Origin of the sequence: Acinetobacter sp. Q186-3 (assembly GCF_013420655.1) — a bacterium.
Classification (GTDB): Bacteria; Pseudomonadota; Gammaproteobacteria; order Pseudomonadales; family Moraxellaceae; genus Acinetobacter; species Acinetobacter indicus.
Map to the genome: position 1 here is coordinate 212,500 of NZ_VOXS01000001.1, position 17,149 is coordinate 229,648.

The 17,149-nt window shown below is 47.0% G+C and carries 19 protein-coding genes; 17 read left to right on the forward strand and 2 right to left on the reverse strand.

What is annotated here, in order from left to right:
* Positions 1–6: 6 nt before the first annotated feature.
* Together FTT64_RS01020 and FTT64_RS01025 are read right to left on the reverse strand one after the other, a co-directional pair.
* Entirely contained in the window at positions 7–1,305 is a 1,299-nt protein-coding gene (locus tag FTT64_RS01020; RefSeq protein WP_016658233.1) for a peptidylprolyl isomerase, read from the reverse strand.
* Positions 1,305–3,785, reverse strand: coding sequence for an LPS-assembly protein LptD (locus FTT64_RS01025; RefSeq protein WP_104473652.1), 2,481 nt, complete (start codon positions 3,783–3,785; stop codon positions 1,305–1,307). Before FTT64_RS01025 ends, FTT64_RS01020 begins: the two co-directional genes overlap by 1 nt.
* A gap of 120 nt (positions 3,786–3,905) precedes the next feature.
* Between FTT64_RS01025 and FTT64_RS01030 the strand changes: the two genes are divergently transcribed.
* The 17 genes from FTT64_RS01030 to gspJ all read left to right on the forward strand — a co-directional run bounded on the left by FTT64_RS01030 (position 3,906) and on the right by gspJ (position 17,141).
* Positions 3,906–4,919 (forward strand): aminoglycoside phosphotransferase family protein, encoded by a 1,014-nt coding sequence (locus FTT64_RS01030; RefSeq protein ID WP_005177470.1) that lies wholly within the window; start codon positions 3,906–3,908, stop codon positions 4,917–4,919.
* Complete coding sequence (gene murU, locus FTT64_RS01035) at positions 4,919–5,608, forward strand: N-acetylmuramate alpha-1-phosphate uridylyltransferase MurU (RefSeq protein ID WP_168381355.1); 690 nt, start codon at positions 4,919–4,921, stop codon at positions 5,606–5,608. Before FTT64_RS01030 ends, murU begins: the two co-directional genes overlap by 1 nt.
* A gap of 86 nt (positions 5,609–5,694) precedes the next feature.
* Positions 5,695–6,327 carry a 16S rRNA (guanine(527)-N(7))-methyltransferase RsmG gene (rsmG, locus tag FTT64_RS01040; RefSeq protein ID WP_016658229.1) on the forward strand — a complete coding sequence of 211 codons (633 nt, stop codon included), beginning with the start codon at positions 5,695–5,697 and terminating at the stop codon, positions 6,325–6,327.
* A gap of 24 nt (positions 6,328–6,351) precedes the next feature.
* A complete protein-coding gene (locus FTT64_RS01045; protein ID WP_005177476.1) occupies positions 6,352–7,134 on the forward strand; it encodes a ParA family protein in 783 nt (260 codons plus the stop codon).
* Entirely contained in the window at positions 7,131–8,018 is an 888-nt protein-coding gene (locus tag FTT64_RS01050) for a ParB/RepB/Spo0J family partition protein (RefSeq protein ID WP_180046262.1), read from the forward strand. The genes FTT64_RS01045 and FTT64_RS01050 overlap by 4 nt, the downstream gene beginning before the upstream one ends.
* Positions 8,019–8,049: 31 nt before the next feature.
* A complete protein-coding gene (locus FTT64_RS01055) occupies positions 8,050–8,682 on the forward strand; it encodes a MotA/TolQ/ExbB proton channel family protein (protein ID WP_005177480.1) in 633 nt (210 codons plus the stop codon).
* Between the two features lie 8 nt (positions 8,683–8,690).
* Positions 8,691–9,113 (forward strand): biopolymer transporter ExbD, encoded by a 423-nt coding sequence (locus tag FTT64_RS01060; protein WP_005177483.1) that lies wholly within the window; start codon positions 8,691–8,693, stop codon positions 9,111–9,113.
* Entirely contained in the window at positions 9,113–10,837 is a 1,725-nt protein-coding gene (gene msbA / locus FTT64_RS01065; protein WP_104488988.1) for a lipid A export permease/ATP-binding protein MsbA, read from the forward strand. The genes FTT64_RS01060 and msbA overlap by 1 nt, the downstream gene beginning before the upstream one ends.
* A 6-nt stretch (positions 10,838–10,843) precedes the next feature.
* The gene (gene lpxK, locus FTT64_RS01070) at positions 10,844–11,860 is read left to right on the forward strand and encodes a tetraacyldisaccharide 4'-kinase (protein WP_016658225.1); all 1,017 of its coding nucleotides are present in this window, start codon (positions 10,844–10,846) and stop codon (positions 11,858–11,860) included.
* Positions 11,857–12,621 carry a 3-deoxy-manno-octulosonate cytidylyltransferase gene (gene kdsB / locus FTT64_RS01075; protein WP_163142007.1) on the forward strand — a complete coding sequence of 255 codons (765 nt, stop codon included), beginning with the start codon at positions 11,857–11,859 and terminating at the stop codon, positions 12,619–12,621. Before lpxK ends, kdsB begins: the two co-directional genes overlap by 4 nt.
* An 8-nt stretch (positions 12,622–12,629) precedes the next feature.
* Positions 12,630–13,613, forward strand: a complete 984-nt coding sequence (locus FTT64_RS01080; RefSeq protein ID WP_005177500.1) for a DNA polymerase III, delta' subunit — start codon at positions 12,630–12,632, stop codon at positions 13,611–13,613.
* A gap of 11 nt (positions 13,614–13,624) precedes the next feature.
* The gene (locus tag FTT64_RS01085) at positions 13,625–13,966 is read left to right on the forward strand and encodes a PilZ domain-containing protein (protein ID WP_005177501.1); all 342 of its coding nucleotides are present in this window, start codon (positions 13,625–13,627) and stop codon (positions 13,964–13,966) included.
* Positions 13,967–13,995: 29 nt separating this feature from the next.
* A complete protein-coding gene (locus tag FTT64_RS01090) occupies positions 13,996–14,769 on the forward strand; it encodes a TatD family hydrolase (RefSeq protein WP_168381360.1) in 774 nt (257 codons plus the stop codon).
* A gap of 60 nt (positions 14,770–14,829) precedes the next feature.
* Positions 14,830–15,444, forward strand: coding sequence for a TetR/AcrR family transcriptional regulator (locus FTT64_RS01095; protein WP_016658223.1), 615 nt, complete (start codon positions 14,830–14,832; stop codon positions 15,442–15,444).
* Positions 15,445–15,449: 5 nt separating this feature from the next.
* Positions 15,450–16,022 carry a prepilin-type N-terminal cleavage/methylation domain-containing protein gene (locus FTT64_RS01100; RefSeq protein WP_180181971.1) on the forward strand — a complete coding sequence of 191 codons (573 nt, stop codon included), beginning with the start codon at positions 15,450–15,452 and terminating at the stop codon, positions 16,020–16,022.
* Between the two features lie 115 nt (positions 16,023–16,137).
* Complete coding sequence (gene gspI, locus FTT64_RS01105; RefSeq protein WP_228288776.1) at positions 16,138–16,509, forward strand: type II secretion system minor pseudopilin GspI; 372 nt, start codon at positions 16,138–16,140, stop codon at positions 16,507–16,509.
* Positions 16,506–17,141 (forward strand): type II secretion system minor pseudopilin GspJ, encoded by a 636-nt coding sequence (gspJ, locus tag FTT64_RS01110; protein ID WP_152342358.1) that lies wholly within the window; start codon positions 16,506–16,508, stop codon positions 17,139–17,141. The genes gspI and gspJ overlap by 4 nt, the downstream gene beginning before the upstream one ends.
* Positions 17,142–17,149: the final 8 nt, after the last annotated feature.

Consider the following 17,149-nt stretch of genomic DNA (forward strand, 5'->3'; position numbering starts at 1 on the left):
TAAGACCTAGTTATTTTTACGGTCCAGGTTTGGATCTTTAATATCGACAAAGGCATTGCTGCGAATTTCACGTAACCAGCTGTCCAGTTCGGTATCAAACTGACGTTCACCTAGAATCTGGCGTGCCATACGTTCCTGGTATTCGCGGGTCATGTCCTGCTGGCGGGTATCTGTCACCTGTAGAATATGCCAGCCAAACTGGGTTTGAAATGGCTGGCTGATTTCACCTACCGGGGTGCTTTTCATTTGCTGTTCAAATTCAGGCACCATCACTCCAGGGCTAACCCAGCCCAGGCTACCGCCATCACGGGCAGAACCGGTATCGGTTGAGAAAGTACCGGCCAACACTGCAAAATCTTCACCGGCTTTGAGGCGGTTATACAAACTGTCAATCATGTGCTTGGCATTTTCTGGGCTCACCACTTCTGTTGGCTGAATCAGAATATGACGGGTTTGATATTGTGGGACCAGCGCGCGCTGTTCACCGGCTTTACGATCGACCAGTTTCAGCACATGAATACCATCATTGACTGCAATCAGCTCAGTGGTCTGACCGACGTCAAGTGCACTTACACGTGCAGCCAGTTCAGCCGGAATTTCAGAAAGGCTGCGGAAACCCATATCAGCCGATTCAACTTTGGTGGCAGCTGTGCTGAACTGCTTGTTAATGGCATTGAGGTCATTGCTGTTATTCAGTGCAGTTTTAACCTGTTCCGCGGTGGCCTGTGCATTTTCACCGGATACGCGCACATGCAACACATGCGCCTGACTGCCTAAAGCGGCCTGACCTTGCGGGGTTTTCAGGAAGTTATCGACATCCTGATCGCTAATTTTAATTCGCGACATCACGACTTGCTGACGCAGACGGTTAATTGCCAAATCTTCAGCAATACGGTTGCGTAAAGAGGCATAGGTCCCCGGTGCAATACGGTCGACTTTCTGCTGGAAATCTTCCAGACTTTTGCTGCCATTTTGTTGGGCCACACGCATCACCGCTTCATTTAAGGCTTTTTCATCAGGCTTGATGTTATAGCGTTTGACCTGTTCCAGCTGTGCCTGACGCACGATCAGTTGTTCTAAGGCCTGTTGTTGTAGATATTGAGCCGGTGGCACGGTTTTGTTCTGTGCCTGTAATTGTTGCTGCATTTCAGCAGCGGTTTGCGCTAAATCACTTTGTAGGATGACACTGTTATCCACCACGGCCACGACCTGATCTACAGTTTGTGCAAAAGCAGGTGCAGCTGAAGAAATACATAAAGCTAAGGCAGTGGCTTTAAAAAATTGTTTTAACTGTGGTGTCTTCATTAACGTTGTGTCCAAGTTTGATTAGTTCTATTAAACCCTAAAATACGGTTTTCAAGTAAAGATGCAAGTTTATTGTTGAAACTGCCGAGGCCTTTCAGGTTCAATTCAGCCATGATGGCGCGTTTCGGCTTGACGTTGTGATCGGAGACATCATCCAGATCATTATAATAAGAGCGGCCGTAGACCGAGATGCCCCAGCAACAGGATTCATAGTTCACACCGAGTAAATATTCACGGGCGACGCTATTGTCCAAATCGTATTGGGCATGACCCAGAATACGCCAGTTGTTGTAGACCGGTTGAATGAACGAGGCCACCACCTGATCATAATGATCCTGACGGTTTGGAATATGACGACGGTTAATATAGCCGACATTGTATAAATTGCCTTGTTCACCGGTATAGAACAGGTGCAGATCGCGCTGGGCATTGTCACCGTTTGACATCCAGGCTGCATTGGCACCAATATTCAGGTTTTCGGTTAACTGGCTGGCCAGACTGATGATTGGACCAGTACGACTTTGAGTATCAAAGTCATCAGATGGGTTTTCCAAAATGACACGACGATCTTCAAAGAAGAAGCTTTGACCCAGGCTGGCACGAATCCGTTCCAGGCCTACTTCATCAAATAGGCTATAGCTTAAACCGAGTGACAGGAAGTTGTTGTCTTCCAGGCGGTCATGACCATAGAAACGGTACGGACTAAACAGCTGGTCATAGTTAATGGAAGCGGTGGCTGAATCAAAGTTTGGATGGCCATCCTGATTCTGATACGGTGCATAGGCATAGAAGGCACGCGGGGTAATGGTTTGCAGGAAGCGGCCTTCTTTTTCAAAGGTCAGGCCGGCGTCCAGGGTAAACTGCGGTACTGTTACCGATTTATTTTCACTTGAGCTATTGGTCAGAGTACCGCTGTTATTGTCATAAAACGCGATGGTGTCTTTATCAAAGAAAGTATTGACGTTGCGAAGTGATACTTCTGGAATTACAAAAGACCACGGGTTGCGGTAATTATAACGTACTTTAAAATCGTTATAGATACGGGTACCGCTTGGCTCATACGTATTTAGATCATTGGTATGACCTTCAAGATGGTTGATATCTTTTTTGAAATAAGCAGTATCGTGATTGAATTCAAGCTGGAAGCCTTGTGGATTACCAGTTTTATAATTTAATAAGAACTGAGGTAAACGCGCATACGGACGGTCTTCATCTGGAATAGTCGGGTCCAGCGTGTGGAAATCTTCAACTTTTAGCTGCGCTCTTAAACCCGGAATACCATTGCGATAATTCAGTTCCCAGGCGCGGCGTAAGTTCAGGTCGGTTCTGGAGTTCGGGTTGTTGTTTAAGTCAGCAAAATAGTCTTTATCTGAAGCGTAGTTATATTCCAGATTGGTATTGAACTGCTCGTTAATCTGCCAGTTATGCAGAAAGTGAAAATCCTTACGATCTTCATCATTGTATTTATTGTCAGAGGCCAGGTAGCCGCCCCAGATCTGACCCTGACCAAAATTCTCGGTCAGATAGCGAAATTCACCTTCCAGCATCGGGCCACGGTCACCAATATAGCGTGGTGTCACGGTGGCATCATAGTTTGGAGCCAGGTTCAGGTAGACCGGTACCGCCAGTTCAACTCCACCATCATTGGTAAAGCCAAAACTCGGGGTCAAAATACCGGTAGTACGACGGTCATCAATCGGGAAGTTAAAATATGGCACTGCCAGCACCGGCACATCTTTTACATACAGTTTGGTGCCACGGGTTTCACCGCGACCGGTTTCCTGATTTAGCTTGATTTCATCGGCCTGAATTTTCCAAGTCGGTGCCTGTTCAGGCGGGCAGGTGCTATAGGTGGCATTGTTCAATACCAAGGTATTGGTTGAAGTGCGGGCAATCTTTTCCGCCATGCCATGTGCGTGCTGTTCTTCTGCAATATAGAAGCTGTTGTGTAAATCGCCTTGCTGGGTTTTCAGGTTGTAATTGATCTGGTCGCTTTGCGCCAGTAAACCGGCTTGCGCCATTTGTACCCGGCCTTCGGCACTGGCATAGGTCTGGGTCTGGTCAATGGTAATTTTATCGGCACGAATCTGGCGGCCTTGCTGGTCAATTACCACATTGCCTTCTAAAACCGAATCCCCATTAGGATTATAGTGACCATAATCAGCGGTAACGGTCGAGGTGGCTTCTTCAGCAGCAACGGCCACGGTGTCCGGGCTAATTGGCGTGACCCAGGCGCCCTGGCAATAGGCTGAACTCAGCTCTTGGCCAAAACGCTGCTGGGCTTCCGGCGCGGTTTTATCGACATAATACTGTTCAAAAAACGACTGGCCCGGATAAGCATCCTGAATGCTCTGTTTGAGTTGTTGATTGGTGATGGATGAAGCGGGCTCTGTGGTCTCTGCATGACTGCTCATCGCGTGTCCACATAACAGGGTCAAGATCGCAGTCGCTAAAGGATTAAATTTAAACTGATGCTTCATTTGTCTCATTAACCAAGAGTGCTTAATCGCAATTAATTATTGTCGCATCATAGAGAAAAAGCGCAGAAGTAGCTACACTTAGCACTTTAAAAACTCAGCCTGTATTAGAATTTATTGCAAATGAATACACAACGTGAACAATTGATACAAACATGGATTACATCTGTACTCGGTTCAGATCAATTTGAAACTCATTTTTTAGCAGGCGATGCAAGCTTCCGTCGTTATGCACGAATCAAATTGAATAATAAAACATTTATGCTGATGGATGCACCACCAGAAAAAGAAGATTGTGGTCCTTTTGTGACGATTGATGAATTTTTTGATGCGCATGGTGTACGCGTGCCGCATATCATCGCCAAAGATCTGCAGCAGGGCTTTTTGCTACTGGAAGATTTTGGTGATGTATTGCTCTCGACCCTGTTAAATGAACAGACTGTCGATGACTACTATGCACAAAGCTTTAAGCAGCTGATCCAATTGCAGTCCATTGCTGGCGAAGGCCATTTCCCGGACTATTCCTATGAAAAACTGATCAGTGAAATGGAGCTGCTCACCGACTGGATGTTGCCCTCATTACAGATTCAGCCAACCGCAGAAGAGAGCGCGTTAATCAAGCGTACCTTTGCTATTCTGGCCAATGCGGCTTTGGCCCAGCCACAAGTGATTGTACATCGTGATTTTCACAGCCGGAACCTGATGAAAATTGCAGGTGAAACCGAACTTGGGGTGATTGATTTTCAGGATGCGGTAATTGGCGCCGATACCTATGATCTGATTTCAATTACCCGTGATGCCTACGTGCAGTGGAATGCAGATCGTGTCTATCGCTGGTTTAAAACCTTTTATGATTTGCTGCCGGAAAGCGCCAAGCAGGAGCGTGATTTTGAGCAGTTCAAGAAAGACGCCGACCTGATGGCGATTCAGCGTCATATCAAGATTCTGGGTATTTTTGTGCGCCTGTTCGAGCGTGATGGCAAATCGGGTTACTTAAAAGATTTGCCGCGCGTGATGTGGTATCTACTGGAAGAATCGCAGCCTTATGCCGAATTGCAGCCTTTTATGCAGTTTATTCGTGAAAAAGTTATGCCGGCATTTGAAGCCAAATATGGCCGTTATGAGGTAGCTGCCTGATGAAAGCCATGATTCTTGCTGCCGGTTTAGGTAACCGGATGCGTCCTTTAACCTTGCATACGCCTAAACCCTTGCTGGAAGTGGGCGGTAAGCCGCTGATTGTTTGGCATATCGAAAAGCTGCAGCGCATTGGCGTAACCGAAATTGTGATCAATACCGCCTGGCTGGGTGAAAAACTGGCTCAGGCTTTGGGGGATGGCAGCCAGTTTGACGTTAATATTCTCTGGTCGCATGAAGGCGAAGGTCTGGAAACCGCAGGCGGGATTATTAACGCGCTGCCGCTGCTCGGCAATGAGCCCTTTATTCTGGTCAATGGCGATGTCTGGACCACCATGGATTTTGCGCCATTATTGTCGGTACAGCTAGAGAGTCAGCTGGCGCATCTGGTGCTGGTAGAGAATCCGGCACAGCATCCGCAAGGCGATTTCACCTTGTCGGAACAAAAAGCCTATACCTTTGATCAGGGTAAATCGGGTGAAAATCTGACCTATAGCGGTATTGCCGTGATTGATCCGCAGATGTTCCAAGGCCTGGAAGGTGGCAAGCGTCCACTGGCACCGTTATTGAAACAGGCCATGCAGGATGAAAAAATTGCCGCCAGCAAATTGCAGGGTGTCTGGGTAGATGTTGGCACTCCTGAGCGATTAAATGCACTGGATCAACAAATTCAGCAAGGTGTGTACGCTTAAGTGCATATTCACTAAGCACTCGCTGCTGTGACTTGGCAGATAAATCGGTATACTTTCAGCTAACTTTTTCGAGACGTTCATTGTTTATGCATACGTTTTTTCAGGAACTCAAGCAGGGTAGTCAGGCCTTGGGTTTAGAGCTCAGCGATGAGACTTTAAATTTATTACTCCAATATCAAGATGCTTTGGTGCTATGGAACAAAGCGTATAACTTGACCGCAATTCGTGATCCGAAAGAAATGCTGGTCAAGCATTTGCTCGACAGCCTGAGTATTCTCAACGATTTACCTGCCGGCCGTTTGCTGGACATTGGTACCGGTGGCGGTATGCCGGGCATGATCATTGCCTTATGTCAGCCGGAACGTCAGTGCGTGTTGCTGGACTCGAATGGCAAAAAAATCCGTTTCTTGAAGCAGTTTATTGCCGATCTGAAACTGCAAAACGTGGTGGCGGTCCAAACCCGAGTCGAAAATGAAGACAGTATCCGTGAGTTAGGCCAGTTTGATGTCATCACCAGCCGTGCCTTTGCATCTCTGACCGATTTTGTGGCGGCATCAAAACCGTTTATGCATGGACAGAGTATTATTGCTTCCATGAAAGGTCTGATTCCGGCCGATGAGGTTGAAGCATTGAAAGATGAGTTCAGCTGTGAAATTATCGAGCTAAAAGTTCCACGTCTGGACGAACAGCGTCATCTACTTTTATTAAAACATATTTAATTCATTCTAAGGATTGGGGTTACCATGGCACAAATTATTGCGATTGCGAACCAGAAAGGTGGTGTCGGTAAAACTACAACCGCAGTAAATTTGGCAGCATCGTTAGCTGTTTTGAAAAAGCGCGTTTTACTTGTGGATATGGATTCACAGGGAAATGCCACGATGGGTTCTGGTATCCAAAAAAACGACCTTCTATATTCCATTACCGATGTGTTGCTGGGCGAAGTGCCAATTGAAACGGCCATTACCAAATCGGAAGTGGGTTATAAGGTTTTAGGTGCAAACCGTGATTTGTCCGGTGTGGAACTGGCTATTGCCGAGCAGGAAGGGCGCGAGTTTATTCTGCGTGATGCACTGGGCGAAATTGAAAAAAGTTTTGACTACATTATTGTCGATTGTGCGCCAAGCTTAAGCTTAATTACCGTGAATGCGCTGGCTGCGGTACAGGGCGTGATGATTCCAATGCAATGTGAATACTATGCGCTGGAAGGTCTGGCCGATTTAACCCAGACCATCGACCGGATTCAGCAGGCTTTAAATCCAGAGCTGGAAATTATTGGTGTGCTGCGAACCATGTACGATGCGCGTAATGCATTAACCCGTGATGTGTCTGAAGAGCTGCAACAGTATTTTGGCAAAAAGCTGTATGACACCGTGATTCCACGTAATGTGCGTCTGGCCGAAGCACCGGCGCATGGTTTGCCTGTAATTTATTTTGAGAAAAGTTCAAAGGGTGCAGTTGCTTACCTGAATCTGGCAGCTGAAATGTTAAAGAAAAGCAAAGTGAAAAAAGGAAGTAAAGCATGACCACAAAAAAACGCGGACTCGCCAAAGGTCGTGGTTTGGATGCCTTACTTGGGTCGATCCAGAAAGAAAAATTACAACTTGAAGCCCAGTCTTTGGATCATGGTCAGCTAAAACAGATTGATGTGCATTTATTAAAACGGGGTGAATATCAGCCACGCCGTTTTATCCATGAACAGGACTTACAGGAGCTTGCCGCCTCGATTGAAAAACACGGGGTCATGCAACCGATTGTGATTCGTCCGATTGATGACGAACAGCATCCGTATGAAATTATTGCTGGTGAACGTCGCTGGCGTGCCGCACAGCTGGCGGGACTCACCGAAGTTCCGGCAATTGTCCGTGACCTGACCGATCAGGTGGCGATTGCACTGGCTTTAATTGAAAATATTCAGCGTCAGGATCTGAATCCGATTGATCAGGCCATGGCCTTGCAGCGCTTCCATGATGAGTTTGGTCTGAGCCATCAGGAAATTGCCGACACCGTCGGTAAGGCACGAACTACGGTCAGTAACCTGTTGCGTTTGTTGACTTTAACTGAAGAAGTTAAAGACCTGATGCAGCAAGGGCTGCTGGATATGGGCCATGCGCGCGCCATTTTGACCTTAAAAGCCAAAGATCAGCTGAAAGTGGCTGAACTGGTGATTGAAAAGAGTTTGTCGGTCCGTCAGACCGAACAGCTGGTGCGTGACTGGAGCGCACCAAAAACAGAAAAACCAAAAGCAGAACCGGCACCGGATATTCAGCAACTGACACAACGTCTGTCAGAGCGTTTCAGTGCCAATGTCAAAATTGATCATAACAAGCAGGGTAAGGGGAAGCTGGTGATCAGCTATCACTCCTTAGAAGAACTAGATGGTATTTTAAATATCTGCTTGGCTGATTAATTTTTATTGTAGATTTATTGGGGAAAATCGAATGTGGGAATTGGTAAAAGCAGGCGGCTGGCTGATGCTGCCGTTACTGTTGTGCTCTGTGTTTACGCTGGCCATCAGTATTGAGCGTTTTTTACGTCTTAAGCGTGCCGGTGTGGTGCCGAAAGCCTTGCAATTACAAACCGGACAGCCGGTGCAAGGCGTGTTACAGCAGTTGCAGCAATCGGAAAATTTACAGCACAGTACTTTGGGCCGAATCTTTATGGCTGGTGCGCAAAATAAACACCAGTCTGAACAGTTTGCGCGTGCGCAGATGGAAGCGACAGCCTCTCAGGAAATTGGCTATCTGGAAAAAAATATTAATTTCCTCGGGACTTTAAGTGCTGTAGCACCGCTGCTCGGCTTATTGGGGACCGTTCTGGGGATTATTGAATCTTTCCTGATGATTGATATCAGTTCAAGCAACCCGACTTTAATGATTCCGGGGATTTCCAAGGCGCTGATTACCACCGCAGCGGGTATGCTGATTGCGGTGCCGGCCTTATTTGCTTACCGTTATTTCCAGCGTCTGGTACAGGAATATGTGGCCGAGCTGGAACAGCAGGCGACATTGTTTCATGCTGCGCTGTTTCATCAAACCCAGATTGTTGATGAAGACATTAAAAAAGCAGGCTAAGGTGACCTATGAAATTCAAACGCTCGCAAGTGGAAGATATTCATATTAACCTGACGCCAATGATTGACTGTTTGCTATTTATTCTGGTGTTCCTGTTGCTGTCTACCAGTTTTAACCAGTTTAGCCGGATGAACCTGACCTTGCCGGAAGCGCAAGGGGTGCCACCGAAAGCCTATGACCAGAAAGTCGAGGTGGTGGTCGATGCCTCCGGGCATTATTCGGTCAACGGGCAGGCGCTTTCCAGCAAGGAAGTTGCTGATTTAAATACAGCAATTAAACAAATTTCCAATGATCGACGTGATTTAATGTTTATCATTGCGGCAGACGCGAAAGCTTCTCATCAGGATGTGATTCGTGTCATGGATGTTGCGGGACAACTGGGTTTCGTCAACATTAACATCAGTACGAAAGTACCAACTCGAGGCTATTAGTGAATCCGGATTATAAAGTCTACCTGCGTCTACTCGGTTATTTAAAACCTTTCTGGGGAATCGCAATTCTGGTTGTGGTGGGTTTTGCCATCAATGCGGCGACTGAGGTATCAGTGGCCAAGTTGCTGGAAAAAATTATTACGGCAATTCAGGAAAAAGACTACACCTTCACCCACCTGTTTCCTTTTCTGGTGGTGCTGTTGATGTTTTTTCGCGGTGTCGGCCTGTTTCTGGGTGGCTACTATACCGCGGTCATTTCACGTAATCTGGTGTTTAATGTGCGCCAGGAAGTATTTGCCAAATTGCTGCGCTTACCGTCGCAGTATTATCTGGACAATACCAGTGGCCACATTACTGCCAAAATCATGTATAACGTGGAGCAGCTGACAGCAGCCTCCACCGAATCTTTACGTACCTTGCTGCAACAGGGTTTAATTACCATCGCCTTGCTTGGTTACCTGTTTTATAGCAACTGGCGTTTGACCATCTGTATCCTGATTTTTGCCCCGCTGATTGGCCTGTTAATCCGGAAAGCCGCCAAGCGTATGCGTAAGCTGTCAATTCAGGTGCAGGATACCATGGGTGATGTGAACCACGTGGTGCAGGAAACTGTAAACGGCAATCTGGTGGTGAAAGGTTTTGCCGGTCATCAATACGAGCAGGAACGCTTTAAACAGAACTCACTGGAAAACTTGCGCCGCGGCCTGAAAATGGTAGCTGTGCAGCAGCTCAACAGTCCGGTGGTACAGCTGATCATGTCGATTGCACTTTCCATTGTGATCTGGATTGCACTGCGCCCGGAAATTTTACGCGATACCTCAGCTGGTGAATTTGTGGCTTATATTACTGCTGCCGGGATGCTGAGCAAACCAATTAAAGCGCTAACCGATATCAACGAAAAACTGCAACGCGGTATGGCGGCGGCGCATTCTGTATTTGAACTGCTGGATATGCCGGAAGAAAAAAATACTGGTACCTTAACTCCAGCCTTAAAAGGCAATATTGAATTTGATCAGGCCAATCTGGTCTATGCCGATGGCCATCATGCCATTCATGACTTTAGCCTGAATGTTAAAGCCGGTGAAACCGTGGCACTGGTCGGACGTTCAGGGGCGGGCAAAAGCTCACTGGTCAATTTGCTGGTGCGTTTTCAGGAATTATCTTCAGGCGGGATCAAACTGGATGGGCTGGATATTCATCAGATTGAACTGAATAGCCTGCGTACCCAAATTGCCATGGTCAATCAGCAGGTGGTGCTATTTAATCGTACCGTGCGTGAAAATATTGCGTATGGTCAGCTGGAAGGTGCCTCGGATGAAGAGATTATCGCGGCGGCTAAAGCGGCGTATGCGCATGATTTTATTATGGCCTTACCACAAGGCTATGACACACCACTCGGTGCGCAGGGTTTAAACCTGTCCGGTGGTCAGCGTCAGCGTATCGCGATTGCCCGTGCTATTTTGAAAAATGCACCGATCCTGATTCTGGATGAAGCGACCAGTGCATTAGACAATGAATCTGAATACTTTATTCAACGTGCCTTTGATGCAGCGATGCAGAATCGTACGACCATTGTTATTGCACACCGTTTATCTACCATCGAAAATGCCGACCGTATTGTGGTGATGGATCAAGGGCGTATTATTGAGCAGGGTACCCATCAGGAACTGTTAAACCAGCAGGGTGCTTATTATCAGTTGCATCAGCGCAATTTCGAGGAATAATCAGCCATGTCATTTGCACAATTCATTCAGGACGCTTGGAACAAGCAAGCCAAATGGTTGGTTGTGCTACGGCCGTTGGCGCTGTTATATCGTGGTGGCAGTGTGCTGAATCAGAAGCTGTATGCTTCGGGGATGAAAGCGGCCTATACCGCACCTGTGCCGGTGATGGTAATTGGTAATATTACCGTGGGCGGTAGCGGTAAAACACCGCTGCTGATTCATCTGGTTAATTATCTGCATAGCCTGAATGTGCGTGTTGGGGTAATTAGCCGCGGTTATGGCGGCAAAGGCCCATTCCCGGCCTATGTTGATTTTGAGTCGACGCCGGATATGGTCGGCGATGAACCCTGTCTGATTGTACAATCTACCGGTGCGCCAATGGCGGTCGGTGCCAATCGTCAGCAGAGTATTGAATTACTGCTCTCCAGACATGAACTGGACCTGATTATCAGTGATGATGGTTTGCAACATCTGGCGCTCAATCGCCAATTGGAATGGATTGTGCTGGACAATAACCGCGGTCTGGGCAATGAAAAAATTCTGCCTGAAGGTTATTTGCGAGAGCCGAAAAGCCGCCTGAATACGGCAACCGTGATTGAACATGCGGCACAGCCAAGTTCAGCGCTGAATATGCATCTGGAAGTGGCTGAGCCTTATTTACTTAATGCCATAGAGGGCAAGGTGTTTAATCCGCAAGAGGCTTTTTATGCTGTGGTCGGGATTGGTTTTCCGCAGCGCTTTTACCGCACTTTAGAGTCGATGGGCATCCAGCAATTCCAGTGCCACGAATTTCCAGATCATCATGATTATGAAATTGATGACTTGCAGTTTGAAGATCATCAACCGATTATTACCACCGAAAAAGATGCGGTGAAGATTTTGCCCTTGCTGAAACAGTATCCTGATTTTAACCGGGAAATCTGGGTGGTGCCGGTTGAAGCGGTATTGTCACCTGCTTGTTATCAGGTTTTGCATCAACAGTTAGCGCAGCTGGGTTTGACCCTGAATGAAGGACAGTTATGAAACACATCGTTATTCCTGCACGTTTTGCCAGTTCACGCTTACCGGGTAAGCCCTTACTTGAAATTCATGGCCGTCCCATGATTTTACGGGTGGTGGATCAGGCCAAAAAAGTTGAAGGTTTTGATGACTTATGTGTGGCGACAGATGATGTGCGTATTGCCGATGTCTGCCGCGCTGAAGGGGTGGATGTGGTTTTGACTTCAGCGGATCATCCTTCCGGGACTGACCGTTTAAGTGAAGTGGCGCGGATTAAAGGCTGGGCCAGTGATGACATTATTGTCAATGTACAAGGTGATGAACCTTTATTGCCTGCGCAGCTGGTGAAACAGGTGGCGCAGCTCTTGGTTGATCAGCCCGGCTGTTCGATGTCGACACTGTGTGAACCGATTCATGCGCTGGATGAGTTCCAGCGTGACAGCATTGTCAAAGTGGTGATGTCCAAGCAAAATCAGGCTTTGTATTTTAGCCGTGCGACCATTCCTTATGATCGTGACGGGGCGAAAAATGCCGTGCCGCAATTGCATGATCAGGCTTATCGTCATTTGGGCCTGTATGCCTATCGGGTAAAACTGTTACAGGAATATGTGACTTGGGAGATGGGTCTGCTGGAGCGTCTGGAAAGTCTGGAGCAGCTGCGGGTGCTGGAAAATGGACATCGGATTGCGATTGCCGTGGCTGAAGCCAATTTACCGCCGGGTGTCGATACCCAGGAAGATCTGGATCGTTTGAATGCGCTTGATCTTGCACATTTTGAATCGTAGAGCTGGCCATGCAGAATGAAGTGACTGCGCAGATTTATCCCTGGCAGCAAACAGTTTGGGATACACTAACGGGCAGATTTCCCCAGTTGGGCCATGGACTGCTGTTTTATGGTAAAAAAGGCTGTGGCAAAGAAGCTTTTGCGCAGCAGTTTCTGGCCTGGATTTTGTGCCAGCATCGTCATGAGCGCAATCTGCCCTGTGGCGAGTGCGGCAGTTGTCAATGGTTAAAATCAGATACGCATCCGAATTATGTTTATGTCACGATCGATGAAGAGAATAAAAAACAAAACGCGAAAATTAAGATCGAGAAGATCCGTGATTTATTACCATTTGTGCAACAAACCGTAGATGGCTGGCGGGTCATTGTGATTGAGCCGGCAGAAGCCTTGAATATTGCTTCTGCCAATGCCTTGCTAAAAACACTGGAAGAGCCGGGCGAGCGGGTGGTGATTATCCTGCTGGCCGATCATTACCTAAAGCTGCCCGCGACTATTCGCAGTCGTTTACAGCATTTTGCCCTTGACCGGATTGCTCCGGAACTGGCCCATGATTTTTTAAGCCAGCACTTGCCGGAAAGCAGCGAGCAGCAAAAACAGCTGCTGATGAACCTGTCCAATCAGATGCCGCTGCAAGCCATTCAGGTGGCCGAGCAGGACTGGTTCTTTAAGCGCGCTGACTTTGTGCAAGACTGGCAAAAATTGGTCAGTCAAAAAAATATGCCGATGGCAATTGCGACCAAGTGGAATAAAGAGCTGAGTTTTAGTGAATTTGGTCAGATGTTTGAATACTTGTTGTCAGATTTGATTTGTGTCAAGCTAAATCAACCGGTGAAAAACATCGACCTGACACTGAGTGCGCTGGCCGAACAGTATTCGCTGGAAGCATTATTTGATATTTATAGTGATATACAACAATCAAAACAGATGACAGAGCAGAATGTTCAAAGCAATCTGATTCTTGATCAGCTGTGTATAAAATTGATGAATCTTTAAGGGGAAACAGTATGCAGCCACGTATGGGCGGAATTATCCAGGCCAATATTCCAGATCTAGAAACGCTCTATTTAAGTTATATGCCCTATGTGGTCGATGGCGGACTGTTTATTCCTTCCAAGCAACCGGTGCAGATGGGCGAAGAAATCTTTGTACTGGCCACTTTGCCGGAACAATCACAAAAAATTCCACTGACCGGTAAAGTAATCTGGATTTCACAAAAACAGAATGGGGTGAAATTACAGGGCTTTGGTATTCAGCTTAGTGGTGAAAAGGGTCTGTATTACAAAGCAGAAGCAGAAAGACTACTGGCAGGACTTAAGTCTTCAAATCGAAACAGTTACACTATGTAGTCTATTCTAAGCTGTTGTAGGAAACGCCTGTGTTTGTAGATACGCATTGTCATTTAACCATGCTCGATTTAACTCCGTATGATGGAAATCTGGATCTGGCATTGGCGCAGGCGCGAGAAGCCGGCGTATCTAAATTTATGAGTATTTCGGTCGATCTGGACGACCATATCGAACTGGCAAAAATTGCCGCACGTCATGCAGATGTCGGTTATACCGTGGGTGTGCATCCTTGTGAAGATGCGGCCACCATGGCGCGTGCCACCACTGACTATCTGGTCGAGCTGGCACAACCGGAAAAAGTCTGGGCGCTGGGGGAAACCGGGCTGGATTATTATCACAGTACCGATTTTATTGCCGAGCAGAAAGACTGTTTTGCCAGACATATCCATGCCTCGCAAATTGTAAAAAAACCGGTGGTGGTGCATACCCGTTCAGCCAAGCAGGATACGGTTGATATTATCCGCGCGGAAAAATCAACCCATGGGATTTTGCACTGTTTTACCGAAGATTGGGAAACCGCCAAAGCGGTACTGGACTGCGGTTACTATGTCTCTTTCTCGGGTATTGTGTCTTTTAAAAATGCCCAGGATTTACGGGATGTGGCCAAGCAGGTGCCACTAGATCGCGTTCTGATTGAAACCGATTCACCGTATCTGGCACCAATGCCATATCGTGGTAAATCAAATGAACCAAAATATGTCCCATATGTAGCCAAAGCCCTGAGTGATGTATATGATAAGTCACTGGAAGAGATGGCTTTCATAACCATGCAGAATTTTGAAAACCTCTTGAACCAAAAGTAAAAATCTAGAAATTTTTAAAACTGACCGATAAGTGCATAAGAGAGAGTTTATAGGGTGAAGATGGATCGTCAGGCTCAATTTCGAGCAAGAGAAACCTTAATTTTTCAAGTGGCAGAGCAATTGCTATTAGAAAATGGTGAAGCAGGGATGACGCTTGATGCCTTGGCCGCAGAATTGGACCTGGCCAAAGGCACGCTTTATAAACATTTCCAGAGTAAAGACGAGCTGTACATGTTGCTGATTATTCGTAATGAGAACATGCTGCTTGAAATGATCAAGGATGCTGAGAAAAAGTTTCCTGAACATTTGGCCTTCTTTATGCTGCATCACTTGCATCATCCAGAGCGTACGGTACTGTTCCATCAGATTGAAGAGCGCCTGTCGACTACCGGTATGGGCATCAACCATCTGTTTAACGAACTGTATCAGGTGCGTAAACAGCGCCTGCGTCTGATTATTCGCATGACCGAGCATTATCTGGAATCAATTCAGAGCAAAATGTCAGTGCGTGATTATCTGGCCTCGATCTGGTCATTGACGCACGGTGCGGCGGCCATTCTAAATTCCAGTTTTTACCAGCGTTATCTGGGTTCACGTGACACCTTGCGCGTGGCCTATATCGATCAGGCACTGGCCTTGCCGAAACAAGTTCAACATCTCGAACAGATCGTCTAAATCTCATGACTAGATCGCATCACTTCTCATCTGTTCGTGGTTTTACACTCATTGAATTGATGGTGGTGATTGTGGTCATGGCCATTGCTGCTTCACTGGTGCTGATGAATATCGGCGGGGTGGACCAGCGCAGTGCCATACAGGCACGTGAAGTGTTTTTGATGGATGTGAAGAAGCTGCAACGCGAAGCAGACGATCAGTCGCGTGTGCTGGCTCTAAATGTTCAAAATGCCACCGATGTGTCACCATTTCGTTATGAAGTTCTGGAATATTTGCCAGCAACCACCGCTACCGACAGTTCAAGCGTCATGCTCAGTCAAACCGCGACCCGCTGGCAAAAATATGCCGAATTTGAGATGCAAAGTTTGCCCGATGGAGTGAGCTTTCAGATCCAGCCTTTACAACACGGATTTGAGAATGCGCAGAATGCCGCCTTGCTGCAAGGCGATGCCCCGAAACTGATCTGGCTCGGTAATGGCGAAGTTAAACCAGTGCGGATTCAGTTTTATTTCGAGCAGCGTCCGGTTGGGGCTGAAATCGAAATTGATCATCTGGGTAAGATCGTGAATGAAGAATAGATTATTTTCAGCGTTCTTGTCGCCTGATCTGCAAAAACTAGGCCGGCTTTTCTCCAACTGTTCAACATCCGCGTACCGATTACGAGCACATCCGCATCAGACCCGATTCAAGCGTATTGCCGGTTTTACCTTGCTGGAAGTAATGGTGGCACTGGCGATTTTTGCTACAGCTGCTATGGCGCTGACTCAAGTGGCCATGCAATATACCCAGTCGACCTCTCATGCCATTTTAAGAACCAAAGCGCAGTTTGTGGCCTTAAATGAACAGGCTCTAATGGAAATCCAGCAGGACTGGCTGACGGGTACGCAATCAAAACAGGTCACCCTGCAAGGTGAAAGCTGGCAAATTGATAAAAGCGCACAGCCGACCATTAGCCCGAATGTGCAGCGGGTAGAAGTGCAGGTCAGCTTATTTAACCCCGATACCGGTCAGGTTGAAGCCGGCATCACCCATTTGGTGTTTTTTAATCACCGGGTGGCGCAATGATTAAGGCTAAACGCGGATTTACTCTGGTCGAGCTGCTGGTGGCCATTGCCATCTTTGCGGTGCTGTCTGCCTTAGGCTGGAAAGTATTTGATTATCTGGTCAAGGTCAAAGACCGTAACCAGTGGCATGAACAGCAGTTAGAAGGATTGCAGGGTGCCTATCAGCAAATCTTGCGTGACAGCATTCAGATTGTACCGCTGACGGCCAACATCAATAATGATATTCAGCCAGCTTTGGTATTACAAAACGGCCGTTTTAATTTTAGCAAGACCGGTGTGACCGATCCTTTGCAGCAGGGCATTGCCCCCACTGAACGGATTGAATATCAGTACCGGGCCGACGAACAAAAACTGTATCGTCTGAAATATGCCAATTTGCATCAATCCGGGCAGGATCAGCCGGTTTCCAGCGTATTATTGGACAATGTTAGCCAGTTTCAGGTTAGTGTGCTGAATCCGCAGGAACTGAGTAACTGGCCAGACAGCAGTATTGACTTAAATGATAATCAACAAAAACGCAAACTGCCAAAAGGCATTAAAATAAATTTAACCGTACAAGATGTACAATATGAATGGATTTTTAGCCTGTTAAATACTGACTTCCTGAAATCAGACAATAAAACCACATCATAAAACAGGCA